The sequence below is a fragment of the Legionella lansingensis genome (assembly GCF_900187355.1).
Lineage (GTDB): Bacteria > Pseudomonadota > Gammaproteobacteria > Legionellales > Legionellaceae > Tatlockia > Tatlockia lansingensis.
The window spans coordinates 1,786,533-1,799,803 of sequence record NZ_LT906451.1 but is presented as its reverse complement, the minus strand read 5'-3'; the positions used below and the strand labels follow the sequence as shown (position 1 = coordinate 1,799,803).

Sequence of the window (13,271 nt, the reverse complement as noted above, 5' to 3'; positions counted from 1 at the left end):
AGAGTAAAAACATATATTGAATGTAAGTTACGCTTCCCCCTTTAAAAGTCAATGTCCATGTATAACAGCCGTGAATTATGGTAGTCTGCCCTTTTTAAATTTAGGGTCTAGGTGAATCCTATGCTCGAAGTCACCGCGCTTTCTTTTGATTACCAAGACAAGCCGCTTCTTCATCAAGTTGAATTTACATTACAACAGGGACAATTATTGCATTTGCGCGGAGGTAATGGGGCGGGTAAAACCACTTTGCTAAGACTGCTCGCAGGTCTTTTATGCCCTTTGTCTGGGGACATTCGTTATCAAGGTAGGCTGATCCATGAGGACTTGACATCTTATCATCAAAAGCTTTGTTTTGTGGGACATCGCACAGGGATAAATCAATTATTAACCGTGAAAGAGAATTGCCTTTTTGATATGCATTGGGGACGAAAAGACATTGATTTTGAGGCTTTACTTGAGCGTTTTGGATTGAGCGGTTTTGAAAATGAAGTGTGCTCTCACTTATCGGCGGGGCAGCGTCGACGTGTTGGATTATTACGTACAGCGATGACGGATGCCAAACTCTGGTTATTGGATGAGCCACTCGTCGCTTTAGATGCAAAGGCTGTCAAAATTTTCATGGATATTCTTGAAAATCATCTTCATAACCGAGGGTTAGCGATTGTCACATCGCATCAACCATTGCCGCTTAGCACCGGAAACTGTGTGGAGTATGTTTTATGAGTTTGACGGTGCTTTTTAAAAGACAATTCCAGCGCGAACTCCTCTTACACCTTCGTCAGCCAAGGCTCTTGCTACATGCCGCGCTATTTTTTTTGATGGTGACAGTTTTTTTCCCGCTGACCATGCCCTCTGAACTATCTATCCTGCGGATTGTTGCACCAGGTCTTGTGTGGATAGCCATGTTATTGGCTATCTTATTGTCCTCTGCTGGTTTATTTCAGCAGGATCACGAGGATGGTGTTATAGAACAATGGCTAATCTCAGGGTACCCGTTGGCCCTTATTATCAGTGCAAAATTGTGGGTGCATTGGCTACTTAATATCACCCCTATGCTTATCTTTTGCCCGTTATTGGCGCTCTTATTCAATTTTAGTCTTCATGAGACTATGATTTTAGTCATAAGTTTAATTGCAGGAACACCTGCCATTCTTTTTCTATGTGGATTAGCCTCTGCTTTCAGTACTGGGAAAGGGGTATTGATGGCTTTGATTTTATTGCCTTTAACTATACCCATTATGATCTTTGGTAGTGGTAGTTTAACTGCTGCTATGCAAGGTTTTGCTGCCCCAGGTTATCTGGCTATTTTGGTAGCTATTTCACTGTTAGCTGTCTGTTTCCTCCCTTTTGCTATCGCAACGGTTATTCGTATTAGCCTGGCTGATTAAGGCTTGCTCCTAGAAAAAGCAGTTACAAGCTACTGCGGCTACTTACTGCATTGAATCTAGACGCTTTTTTTATTATTTTTCGCTCACCGTAGTGGTGACTACTGCTTTCACGAAAAATAATAAAAAAAGCGCCTATCTTTAATACAATAAATAGCCTCGCTACGCTTGCAACTGCTTTTTCTAGGATGGTAAAATTCTGTCTTTTTCTGAAGCAATTATTCCCTATGTGGAAATTTTTATATCAAATGGCTTCGCCTAAAACGTTTTATCAACTTAGCAAACCCTGGTTGAGTTGGTTAGGCTTAAGTGCATTATTATTTTTAGCCATCGGCTTGGTTTGGGGACTTGTTTTTGCACCTGCTGATTACCAGCAAGGGGATGCATTTCGCATTATTTATGTGCATGTGCCAACGGCTTTTCTATCGATGGCTTTGTACGCTTGGATGGGGTTTTTAGCTGTTCTTTTGCTCGTCTGGCGGATTAAGATGGCTGGTTTAATTCTTGGTCTTGTCGCTCAGTTAGGGGCATCGATGGCATTTTTGGCTTTGGTGACAGGTAGTATCTGGGGAAAGCCAATGTGGGGGACATGGTGGGTGTGGGATGCTCGTTTAACGTCTGAACTTATCTTGCTATTTTTGTATCTGGCCATTTTGGCCACCCAAACCTCTTTTCAGGACAAAGAACAGGGTGATAAGATCGCTGCTATTCTAACGTTAGTTGGTTTGGTTGATTTACCGATCATCCATTATTCCGTGTATTGGTGGAACACCTTGCACCAAGGTGCGACCCTCTCTCTATTTGCTAAACCTAAAATTGCCATGCCAATGTTATGGCCACTATTAATGATGATTGTTGGTTTTTTTCTTTATTGTTTTTGGGTCATCTTGCATAAAGCCCGAAATGAAGTATTGCTACGCGAACGCAGACAAGACTGGGTAAAGCGTGTGCTGGAGGTAGAGAAGCTATGAGTCAGTTTATGCGATGGTTAGCTATGGGGGGGTATGCAATTTATATTTGGCCAACGTATGCCCTGGTCTGTGGTGTTCTCATTACACATGTTCTTATCGTAAAAGCCCAGCGTGTGCGAGTTCGTAAAAAATTACACCAGTGGTTTAAGAGACAATAGAATGAATCCAGTTCGTAAGCGTAAGTTAATGATCCTGGGATTCATCATCTCAGTGTTAATGGTTGTGACTGCTCTGATCTTGTATGCTTTACGGCAAAATATCAGCCTGTTTTATACCCCTACACAAGCTGTAAATGGAGAAGCCTCTTATGGGCATACCATTCGTTTGGGAGGCATGGTGGTGAAGGGAAGCATTCTTCGTTCCAAGGCTGATTTATCCGTACAATTTAAACTAACGGATTTTAAGCAAACGATCACTGTAAATTATCGCGGCATTTTGCCTGATCTTTTCCGTGAAGGGCAGGGTATCGTTGCTCTTGGAAAATTGACGGATAATCATCATTTTCAAGCCACAGAAGTGCTTGCAAAACATGATGCTAATTATATGCCACCGGAAGTAAGGACTGCTTTAATAAAAGCCAAAGAGAGTGGAGAAAAAACGCCCGCATGATAGCTGAAATTGGTTTATTTTGTTTATTGTTGGCTTTGCTTTTTGCTGTATTGCTTGCGGTGATTCCAACAGTAGGCCTGTGGCGAAATAAGGCTGATTGGATAGCGGCAGCGCCGTTATATGCTTGTGCTCAGTTTGCCTTTGTTGCTTTGGCTTATTGTGCGCTGACGGTATGTTTTTTAAAGGATGATTTTAGTGTTACTTACGTGTTAAGCAATTCCAGCATATCGTTACCCTGGTTTTATAAACTATGCGCGGTATGGGGCGGGCATGAAGGCTCCATGCTCTTGTGGGTAGCCATTTTAAGTTTTTGGATGTTGGCGATTAGTTTGTTCAGCTCAACTTTAGAGCGTGATATGCGGGCCAGGGTATTGGTGATACTTGGTTTAGTTAGCATCGGCTTTATTGTTTTTTTGCTGTCAACGTCAAATCCATTTGGTCGTCAATTTCAATTGCTGAACACACAAGGCCGTGATTTGAATCCTTTATTGCAGGATCCTGGTTTTTTATTTCATCCACCCATGCTTTATATGGGTTACGTGGGTTTTTCCGTAGCGTTTGCTTTTGCTATTGCTGCTCTTTGGGTTGGCAAAATGGAGACTTCTTGGGCCAAATGGACAAGACCTTGGACGCTTGCCGCGTGGTGTTGCTTAACCACCGGCATTACTTTAGGGAGTTGGTGGGCTTACCGTGAATTGGGTTGGGGAGGCTGGTGGTTTTGGGATCCTGTTGAGAATGCTTCCTTTATGCCTTGGTTAGTCGGAACAGCTTTACTACATTCATTGGCAGTGAGTGAACAGCGACAACAATTTAAAGCTTGGACTTTGCTTTTGGCCATTGCTGCTTTTTCTTTAAGTCTGATTGGTACTTTTTTGGTCCGTTCCGGTGTACTGACCTCGGTGCATGCTTTTGCTGTGGATCCCAAACGCGGTCTTTATATTCTGTGCTTCTTGCTGCTTGTAATAGGTGGATCCTTACTGTTATTTGCTCTGCGAGCGCAAACACTGCAAGGCCGTGATACTCCTGCAGCCATTTCTCGCGAAAGTGCTTTACTGTTAAATAATGTTTTTCTCGTGGTGATGATGCTAACCGTATTAATGGGGACGGTATATCCTCTCCTGATTGATGGTCTTGGTCTAGGTAAATTATCTGTGGGGGCACCTTATTTTAATTCCGTCTTCATACCTTTAATGATTCCTTTATTGGTACTCATGGGATTAGGGATTCATGTGCATTGGCAAAAGGATAGTTTGCAAAACCTGACACTGCGGTTACGTGGGGTGGGATTAATGGTTGTTATTTTGCCCTTTATTTTGTTGTATGTATTCACAGGGTCAATTAATGCTTACGCATTATTGGGATTGACCTTGTCGTTTTGGGTCATAGCAAGCACATGTAAATTCGTTGTTGCTCGCTGTAAACAACGAGGCATCCTGAATCTGGGGCAAGCATTTTGGGGTATGGTGCTTGCTCATTGTGGTGTGGCGATAACGGTGATTGGGATCAGTCTCTCTACCAATTATGGTATCCAGGATGATGTAAGAATGGCACCTGGGGATAGAGCCAATCTTGCGGGTTATACCATCCAATTTATTAATGAATCTTCATTAAAAGGCGCAAATTATCATGGAGCACGGGCTCGTTTTGCAGTCACTCACGATCATAAAACCAACATGATTTATCCAGAAAAACGAATTTATAATGTAGGTCAAATGGCCATGACGGAATCTGCCATTGATGTTAGTCCCTTTAGGGATATCTACGTTGCTTTAGGCGAACCCCTGGATGATAAAGCTTGGTCTGTGCGCTTATATTATAAACCCTTTGTGCGTTGGATCTGGGGCGGTGGTTTTATGATCCTCGTGGGTGGTCTATTTGCTTTGGCTGATAGACGGTATTATCGAAGACGTCAAAAAACAGTTGAGGCTCAGGAGGTGGCCGTATGAGCATTTGGCGTACGCTTCCTTTGCTTGTATTTGTCGTTCTGGTGGGTTTTCTTTGGAAAGGGTTGTCTTTGGAGCCTCAGAAGTTACCATCTGCCCAGCTGGGTAAATCTTTACCATCTTTTCAATTACCCATGTTAAACAACGAGCAATTATTTACTCCAAAGTTATTACAAGGCCAGGTTGCCTTATTAAATGTATGGGCTAGTTGGTGTGCGGCGTGCACCGAAGAGCAGGTTTTCTTGATGCACCTTGCACAACAAGGTGTACCTATTTACGGTTTAAATTACAAAGATGATAACCAAAATGCTCAACGTTGGCTTAAGGAGTGGGGAAATCCTTATCGTGCCGTTGGTGCCGATCATGATGGGAGAGTAGCAATCGATTTAGGTGTCTACGGGGCTCCTGAAACGTTCTTAATCGACAAAAAAGGTATCATTCGTTTCAGGCATGTTGGCATTCTTAGTGAAAAGGAATGGAATACAGATGTCTTGCCGTTACTCAAGCAGTTACGGGAGGAAGCATGAAAGATTTTAACTTGATTTACAAGTTTTTTAATTTGACAAATCAAAAAACCGAATTACCGTGGCTTGACCACGGTATCCATAGTTCATCGAAGATCGCTGGATATCGTGGTCAAGCCACCGTAATTCGAAGTTATAAAAAGTCAAGCATTAAAAACTTGAAGATTGAGTTTAAGATTCACCTGGTAGCTTTGCTTTGCTTGTTTTTTGTTTCCGCAGTCAATGCGAACAGCTTTTATCCTCTCGACACGCCAAAACAAGAAGCACAGTTTTCCCATTTGCTAAAAGAATTACGCTGTTTAGTCTGCCAAAATCAAGACCTGGCTGATTCCAATGCCAGTCTTGCAAAAGATTTGCGTGACCAGGTATACAATTTGGTTAAAGAAGGTAAAACAGACACAGAAATCATTGCTTATTTAACAGATCGTTACGGCGACTTCATCTTGTTTAGACCTCCAGTAAAATCTTTAACTGCATTATTATGGTTTGGTCCTGCGGTATTTCTGTTGCTGGGTCTGGGGATCTTTTGGCGTACCTGTTTAAGGCGAGGTACCAATGGATAAATGGTTATTCGTTTGCTTTAGCTTGTTGACACTCTTGGCTTTACCCATCGCTTTATATCCATTGCGTCGATCAAAAAAGAGCTTTTATTTTTTGATACCCACGGTAATTATTGGGCTGACCATTACTTATTGGCAGTGGGGAGGGATGGCAGATTGGGTGAGATTTCTGCAGAATCAAGAAAAACAAAAGCGAATTCAAACTGTATTACAAACGATTAAAAGCCCCGCGCAATTGATAAACAGGCTCAAGGCTAGCGTGGACGCTAATCCCGACAGTGCTCGTGGATGGTATTTGCTTGGGCGTCTTTATGCGAGTCAGGGTGAATGGCATGCTGCGCGTGATGCATTTGCGAAGGCACAGCAACTAAATCCTGGTGATGAAGCGGCGATAGTAAATTATGCACAAAGCCTCTGGCAACTTAATCAACAGCAATTCAATGACACAATCAGAGCGTTGTTTAAGAACTTATTGCAGAAAAATCCCAATCAGCCTGATGCCTTAGCGATGCTTGCGATGGATGCTTTTATGGGTCATGACTATCAGTTAGCGATTAATTATTGGCAACAGCTATTAAAACTGGCTCCAGAGCAATCGGAAGAGGCGCAAATGATTCGCAAAGCGATTGCTAAAGCTCAAGGAGAACTGCACTAATGCGAAAGCTACCTATTTTACAATCAGGCGATACGGTTGAAATTATTGCTCCTGCGTCACGATGTTCAGACCAACAACTTACCAATCTGCGAGAACTATTGTGCTCTTGGGGTTTGAATTGTATTGTTGATAGCACTATTTTTGGTGAAGATTTATTGTGTGCTAATCATGATAAAGCTCGCTTTGCCTCGTTTAAACGAGCGTTGTACAACCCAGAAGTAAAAGCAATTATTTGTGCGCGTGGAGGTTACGGCAGCATGCGTCTTATTCCAGAGTTGAGTAAGATGCAACCCCCACTCGAGCCTAAGCTCTTTGTGGGGATGAGTGATATTACTGCCCTGCAATTATTTTTGCAGCAAAAGTGGCAATGGCCAAGTCTTCATGGAGCTCTCGCGGCAGATAAGTTCTCTCCCGAATCCATTGCTGCGGTTAAAGCGATTTTATTTGGTGATATCGAAAAAGTGGTGTTCCAGGGGTTGGCTTTGAATTCGCAAGCAGAAAGAAATGATGCTATCGATGCGACAGTCATTGGTGGGAACTTAACGTTGGTTCAAGCCAGCATAGGTACCCAGTGGCAGTTGCAGGGGGAAGGTAGGATTATTTTATTGGAAGAAGTGGGGGAGCGGGCTTATCGAATTGACCGGATGTTGGAACATTTGCGACAAGCAGGGGTTTTCAATGGTGTTTTGGCCATTGTATTCGGCGACTTTCTTGGCGGAGAAGAGTCTGACGGCTCTTCATTGATTGAGCCAGTACTGCGTCGATTTGCGCAAAGTGTGAATCTTCCTGTTGTAAAAATAGATGGTATCGGCCATGGTTACGTCAATTTCCCTATCCCCTTAGGGACTGAAGCGACGATACATTGCGGGCAAGCGGTGGAATTGTTTTGTTCTATTTAATAAGATTAAACTCATCACTGCTTGACTTTTTAGACCATCAAATTACCGTGGCTTGACCACGGTATCCAGCGATCCTCAAGAAACCATGGATACCGTGGTCAAGCCACGGTAATTCGGTTTTTTGTTTTTGGCAAATTAAAAATTTGAAAATCAAGTTAAAGACTACCCATTATTTAATTTCTGTGTTAAATAGTTAAATTTCGTCTAGACTAAAATTGGTTGTTAAATATGCAAAAAGAATATTCAAGGAGCGAACATGAGTAATCGCGTTTATCAAATCGTTGAACTAGTTGGTACTTCGGAAGACGGAATTGAAGAAGCAATCAATAATGCTATTGCTCAAGCCGCTAAAGCCCATGGTAAATTGGATTGGTACGAGGTTATGGAAACGCGTGGTTTCATCGAAGGGGACAAGAGTCGCTACTACCAGGTTCATTTAAAAATAGGTTGTCACGCTCATTAAGTTAGAAAAGGCTAAGCCATTTCTTTAAATTCTCGTAATACCTTTAAAAAATGCAAGCCATAGTGATTTAGCTTGTGCTGACCAACGCCGGAAATGTTTAGCAATTCATCGAGGTTTTGTGGTTTGTCTCGGGCCATTTGCTGCAGCGTCATATCGCTGAAGATCATAAAAGGCGGTTTATTTTCTTCATCAGCAAGCTTGCGGCGCAAAGCACGCAAGGCTTCAAATAAGGGGTGATTTTCTGTCCCAAAATGCTCTCGCATGGCCTTGATTTTAGTTGTTTTGGGTTTTAATTCGACGGTAGGAAGAGAAAGCATTACTTTTTCTTTGCCCTTTAAGACATCAACGGCTTTTTTGGATAAACGCAAGACGTTGAAATGTGCGGTATCCTGAGAGCAAAAATCACGATGAATGAGTTGCCAGGCTAATTGTTTCCAGTAAACTGCCGATTTGTCTTTGCCAATCCCAAAGGTGCTCAAATGCTGATGTTGGGCCTTTTGAATTTTCTCCGCTGTGCTTCCGCGAAGGACATCAATCGTGTAAGTGAGGCCATAGCTTTGATTTAGTCTATAAATGCAAGAGAGAAATTTTTGGGCGTCTTCAGTGGCATCAACACTTTGCGGCGGGTTGTCGCAAACATCGCAATTTGCGCAAATATTATCCATTTGCTCATCAAAATAACGTAAAAGAATTTGACGGCGACAATGGGATGCTTCTGCAAAAGCCAGCATATGATTTAATTTGTTTGCTTCAATCCTTCGTTGTATTTCGCTTGAGGTTGCAGCGATGAAACCACGTAGTCTGCCACTATCTGCAGGATCATAGAGTAATAGAGCTTTAGCTGGTAAGCTGTCACGACCTGCTCGTCCGGTTTCCTGATAATAGCCTTCAATATTTTTGGGCAAATCATAATGAACAACAAAGCGGACATTGGGTTTATCTATACCCATGCCGAAGGCTAAGGTGGCGACAACGATATCAATGTGGTCGTGACGAAATAAATTTTGTACTTCACGTCTTTCACGATGAGCAAGACCAGCGTGGTAAGCTCTGGCTTTAAACCCTTGCTCTTGCAATTTGACCGTGACGCGCTCCACTTCATTTCGAGTGCCACAATAAACGATTCCTGACTGTTGCGCATGTGTTGTTAAAAATGCCTGTAGTTGCTTTAGCGGATTATTTTTCATAACCACGGCATAGTGGATATTGGGACGATTAAAGGAGGCAATAAAATGCTTAGGGGTATAGTTTAATTTTTCCACAATGTCTCGTCGCGTTTGCTTATCTGCTGTTGCTGTTAGAGCAATCATAGGTACTTCAGGAAATTGTGTTTTCAATAAACCGAGAGTGGCATATTCCGGGCGAAAATCATGTCCCCATTGTGAGATACAGTGTGCCTCGTCAATGGCAAATAGGGCGAGTGAGCAATCATGCAGACGCTCCAGAAAAGAGGAGCTCATTAACCGTTCAGGGGCAATGTAGAGTAAATCCAATGCATTATTGTGAAGTTGACTGAGAACCTGTCTTGCGTCGATGCTGGTTAGTGATGAATTATAGTAGGCCGCACGGATACCTTGTGATTTCAAGGCGGCAACTTGATCTTCCATCAAAGCGATAAGCGGTGAAACCACAATGGCTACGCCTGGACGTATCAGAGCAGGGATTTGATAACACAGTGATTTGCCACCTCCTGTTGGCATTAACACCAGCAAGTCGTTTCCGGCAATTAGATCGTGGATGATTTCTTCTTGAGGGTGACGGAAAGTATCATAACCAAAGTATTCTTTTAGAACACGAAGCGCTTCTGTCAGATGGTTTTCAGGTTGTCCTATGGTTTCCATACGTTTTTTTCTTATTTTTATTTCATGGACGCGAAAAATTGGCAATAATAGCTTTTTTATACCTTGAGCGTAAATAGAGAACGTCCCTAAAGTTATCGCGGGGGTGCAAAAGTGATAAATTGAGGCTAAATTTACGCTCCGCGCGAAACTTTAGGGGACGTGCCCTAATTTATCTATGTAAATTTTTGATCACTGAGGACAGCTATGGATTTTAAATTCAGTGAAGAGCATCTTGCTTTTCTAGATATGGCCGCTGAATTTGCCCGCAACAAATTGGCGCCCAATGCTGCGGCTTGGGATGAACATCATCATTTCCCCATTGATGTGATGCGCGAAGCAGCTAGTTTAGGTATGGCTGGAATAGTTGCGGCAGATGATGTTGGTGGTGCAAATTTAAAACGTCTTGACGCTGCAATCATTTTTGAGCAACTCGCTACGGGTTGTGTTAGCACCAGCGCTTATCTGTCCATTCATAATATGGTTACTTCTCTAGTTGATCGCTATGCCAACGAATCGTTGCGCAAGTTCTGGGGACCCAAATTAACCTCCATGGAAGCCTTTGCGAGCTATTGCTTAACGGAGCCTGAATCAGGGTCTGATGCTGCTTCCTTAAAAACTCGAGCGGTCAGAGACGGTGACGATTACATCTTAGATGGTGCGAAAGCATTTATTTCTGGCGGGAGTGTTAGCGATGTCTATTTATGCATGGTAAGAACTGGTGATGAGTCCCATCATGGCATTTCCTGTTTACTTATTGAAAAAAATACTCCCGGTTTAAGTTTTGGCAAATTGGAACGAAAATTGGGCTGGTGTAATCAACCGACTTGCATGGTCTATTTTGAGAATTGCCGAGTACCGGTAGCCAATCGCGTAGGTGATGAGGGCATGGGCTTTAAAATTGCATTAAATGCTCTAAATGGAGGACGAGTAAATATTGCTGCTTGTTCTTTAGGTGGCGCTAAGGCCTGCTTGCGGCTGACACAGCAATACATGCATGAACGTAAGCAATTTGGCAAACCCTTGACACAAATGCAAGCGTTACGCTTCTATTTTGCTGACATGCTAACCGACTTCGAGGCAGCTCGATTGCTGGTGTATCGAGCAGCGGATGCTTTGGATAAAAACGATACCCATGCCCCCATGTATTGTGCGATGGCTAAACGAGTAGCTACGGACGTAGCTTTTCGTATTAGTGACAAAGCGATGCAATTGCATGGCGGGTATGGTTATCTGCATGATTATCAGATTGAACGTATTTTCCGTGACCTGAGGGTACATCAAATACTTGAAGGTACGAATGAAATCATGCGTGAAATTATTGCTAAAGCAACGTTGGATGAAGATTATTTAATCGAATAACAGGAGTTTTCATGAATTTAATTGAACAAGAATTAGATAGTAATGGCATTCTTATCTTAACTTTAAATCGACCGGAAAAATTAAATGCCTTAAGCACTGAAGTACTGCACGCATTAGCAGAAATATTTTCAGCAGCTAAAGGCAATTCGCAAGTTAAAGCCTTATTGTTAACGGGATCCGGAAAAGCCTTTTGTGCAGGTGCAGATATTTCACGCTTGGCAGAATGTAATGCACAAACCGGCTATCAATTTGCTTGTGAAGGACAAGCTGTCTTTAGACAACTTGAAACCCTAGGTAAACCATCGCTTGCGGCAGTGAATGGGTTTGCCTTTGGTGGTGGTTGTGAGCTAGCGATTGCAGCAAGTTTACGCATTGCTTCAACCAATGCACAATTTGGACAGCCCGAGGTAAAGCTTGGTGTTATTCCTGGCTATGGTGGTACCCAGCGTTTAGCAAGGTTAATTGGCAAAGGTCGTGCAATGGATCTGTGTATGACGGGACGTTTTATTAACGCTGAAACGGCATTGAATTGGGGCTTGGTGAGTGCGGTGGTTGAACACGGGGCTTTGCTTGAAGAAGGGAAACGCATTCTAAATACTGTTTTGTCTATGGCGCCTTTAGCCGTTCGTAGTGTAATGGAAGTCATTGATCGTGGTTATGACATGAGCTTAACAGATGCGTTGCACCTGGAAGCGATTCATTTTGCTACGGTCTGTGCTAGTGAGGATAAAAAAGAGGGTGTTGCTGCATTTTTAAATAAACGTCAGCCTGCGTTTAAAGGAGAGTAGACGATGCATGAACATATTGTTTTTGCTCGCGAAGGCTCTATTGGCTTGATTATCTTAAACCGCCCGCAAGCATTGAATGCCTTAACATTGGAAATGATCCAAGCTTTGCAGCAGCAGTTATCCGTGTGGGAGAAGGATGCAGATGTTCATGCTGTTTTGGTACAAGCTGAGGGAGAGAAAGCTTTTTGTGCTGGAGGAGATGTTCGTTGGTTATATCAGACTGGTTTGTCGCAGGACCCGCAACAGATGCAGTTCTTTTGGCACGAGTACCGTCTGAATCATTATATTCATTGTTTTAGTAAACCTTATATATCACTGATGGATGGCATGACCATGGGAGGTGGGGTAGGGATTTCCCTTCATGGGTCACACCCTATTGCCACAGAGCGGTTTATTTTCGCGATGCCTGAAACCGGTATTGGCTTTTTTCCAGATATTGGAGCTAGCTATCTACTCTCGCGTTGTCCTGGTTTTACCGGCATTTACTTAGGTCTCACAGGAAATCGTCTGCAAGCTCAGGATGCTTATGCTCTTGGGTTGGTTAAGAGTGTTGTTCTCTCTAGTCAGATTCCAGAACTGATAAATGACTTACTCAAAACGGATTTATCAAGCCATGCCCACGAGCGTGTAAGTGCATGTTTAAAGAAATTCGCGAAGCCTTTAGAGTCTGCTACGATTAAGCATCAGCAAGAGGCCATCGATGAATGTTTTGCTTACAATACGGTGGAAGAAATTTTTGCTGCATTAAAGGCAAAAGGAGATGAATGGGCAACGACAACGTTAAATAATTTATCTCTTAAAGCCCCATTGAGTCTTAAAGTGACTTTGGCTCAAATCCAAAAAGCCAAATCCTTATCCATGGCAGAGTGTGTCATGATGGATTATGGTTTGGTTGGCCATTTCATGCATGGACATGATTTTTATGAAGGCATAAGAGCCTTACTGGTCGATAAGGATAAATTCCCCCGCTGGCAACCCGATCGTCTGGAGGATGTAACCGATGCTATGGTTGCTCATTACTTTGAGTCCCGAGAAGAGCTTAGTTTGATTGCTTCGTAGGTACGTCTCTTTGTAGATAATCACTTCGTCGTTGCATAACCAGTAATAAGAGATCGTTTGTCAAACTGTGTCATTCCCGCGTAGGCGGGAATCCATTCTGGGGTAGCGCAAGGCTTTAATCGGGATGGATCCCCGCCTGCGCGGGGATGACGAATAACCTAACGAGCGAGGCTGAAATTTAAACTGGGACGGTAATGCGCCCAAGATAAGCCATT

General features: G+C 42.9%; 15 protein-coding genes. 14 read left to right on the top strand and 1 reads right to left on the bottom strand.

What is annotated here, in order from left to right; translation table 11 throughout:
- The first annotated feature begins 120 nt into the window (after positions 1-120).
- The 11 genes from ccmA to CKV79_RS08160 all read left to right on the top strand — a co-directional run bounded on the left by ccmA (position 121) and on the right by CKV79_RS08160 (position 8,009).
- The gene (ccmA, locus tag CKV79_RS08215) at positions 121-723 is read left to right on the top strand and encodes a cytochrome c biogenesis heme-transporting ATPase CcmA (protein WP_028374297.1); all 603 of its coding nucleotides are present in this window, start codon (positions 121-123) and stop codon (positions 721-723) included.
- A complete protein-coding gene (locus CKV79_RS08210; RefSeq protein ID WP_051546311.1) occupies positions 720-1,388 on the top strand; it encodes a heme exporter protein CcmB in 669 nt (222 codons plus the stop codon). The genes ccmA and CKV79_RS08210 overlap by 4 nt, the downstream gene beginning before the upstream one ends.
- A 224-nt stretch (positions 1,389-1,612) precedes the next feature.
- Positions 1,613-2,356, top strand: coding sequence for a heme ABC transporter permease CcmC (gene ccmC / locus CKV79_RS08205; protein WP_028374299.1), 744 nt, complete (start codon positions 1,613-1,615; stop codon positions 2,354-2,356).
- The gene (gene ccmD / locus CKV79_RS08200; protein ID WP_028374300.1) at positions 2,353-2,514 is read left to right on the top strand and encodes a heme exporter protein CcmD; all 162 of its coding nucleotides are present in this window, start codon (positions 2,353-2,355) and stop codon (positions 2,512-2,514) included. Before ccmC ends, ccmD begins: the two co-directional genes overlap by 4 nt.
- A 1-nt stretch (position 2,515) precedes the next feature.
- A complete protein-coding gene (ccmE, locus tag CKV79_RS08195) occupies positions 2,516-2,965 on the top strand; it encodes a cytochrome c maturation protein CcmE (protein ID WP_028374301.1) in 450 nt (149 codons plus the stop codon).
- Positions 2,962-4,911 carry a heme lyase CcmF/NrfE family subunit gene (locus CKV79_RS08190; protein WP_028374302.1) on the top strand — a complete coding sequence of 650 codons (1,950 nt, stop codon included), beginning with the start codon at positions 2,962-2,964 and terminating at the stop codon, positions 4,909-4,911. Before ccmE ends, CKV79_RS08190 begins: the two co-directional genes overlap by 4 nt.
- Positions 4,908-5,435: a DsbE family thiol:disulfide interchange protein gene (locus CKV79_RS08185; protein ID WP_028374303.1), complete on the top strand. Its 528-nt coding sequence runs from the start codon at positions 4,908-4,910 to the stop codon at positions 5,433-5,435. Before CKV79_RS08190 ends, CKV79_RS08185 begins: the two co-directional genes overlap by 4 nt.
- A 173-nt stretch (positions 5,436-5,608) precedes the next feature.
- Complete coding sequence (locus CKV79_RS08180; RefSeq protein ID WP_231950251.1) at positions 5,609-5,995, top strand: cytochrome c-type biogenesis protein; 387 nt, start codon at positions 5,609-5,611, stop codon at positions 5,993-5,995.
- Positions 5,988-6,647, top strand: a complete 660-nt coding sequence (locus tag CKV79_RS08175; protein WP_028374305.1) for a tetratricopeptide repeat protein — start codon at positions 5,988-5,990, stop codon at positions 6,645-6,647. Before CKV79_RS08180 ends, CKV79_RS08175 begins: the two co-directional genes overlap by 8 nt.
- Positions 6,647-7,546, top strand: a complete 900-nt coding sequence (locus tag CKV79_RS08170) for a S66 peptidase family protein (RefSeq protein ID WP_028374306.1) — start codon at positions 6,647-6,649, stop codon at positions 7,544-7,546. Before CKV79_RS08175 ends, CKV79_RS08170 begins: the two co-directional genes overlap by 1 nt.
- Before the next feature lie 256 nt (positions 7,547-7,802).
- Complete coding sequence (locus CKV79_RS08160) at positions 7,803-8,009, top strand: dodecin (protein WP_028374307.1); 207 nt, start codon at positions 7,803-7,805, stop codon at positions 8,007-8,009.
- A gap of 11 nt (positions 8,010-8,020) precedes the next feature.
- Here the strand turns inward: CKV79_RS08160 and recQ are convergent, their stop codons facing one another.
- The gene (gene recQ, locus CKV79_RS08155) at positions 8,021-9,850 is read right to left on the bottom strand and encodes a DNA helicase RecQ (RefSeq protein WP_028374308.1); all 1,830 of its coding nucleotides are present in this window, start codon (positions 9,848-9,850) and stop codon (positions 8,021-8,023) included.
- Between the two features lie 204 nt (positions 9,851-10,054).
- Between recQ and CKV79_RS08150 the strand changes: the two genes are divergently transcribed.
- From CKV79_RS08150 to CKV79_RS08140, 3 genes are read left to right on the top strand one after another with little or no spacing between them, the layout of a single operon-like run.
- The gene (locus CKV79_RS08150; protein WP_028374309.1) at positions 10,055-11,209 is read left to right on the top strand and encodes an acyl-CoA dehydrogenase family protein; all 1,155 of its coding nucleotides are present in this window, start codon (positions 10,055-10,057) and stop codon (positions 11,207-11,209) included.
- An 11-nt stretch (positions 11,210-11,220) separates the two neighbouring features.
- A complete protein-coding gene (locus tag CKV79_RS08145; protein WP_028374310.1) occupies positions 11,221-11,997 on the top strand; it encodes an enoyl-CoA hydratase/isomerase family protein in 777 nt (258 codons plus the stop codon).
- A 3-nt stretch (positions 11,998-12,000) separates the two neighbouring features.
- Positions 12,001-13,056, top strand: a complete 1,056-nt coding sequence (locus CKV79_RS08140) for an enoyl-CoA hydratase/isomerase family protein (RefSeq protein WP_028374311.1) — start codon at positions 12,001-12,003, stop codon at positions 13,054-13,056.
- The last annotated feature ends 215 nt before the right edge of the window (positions 13,057-13,271 follow it).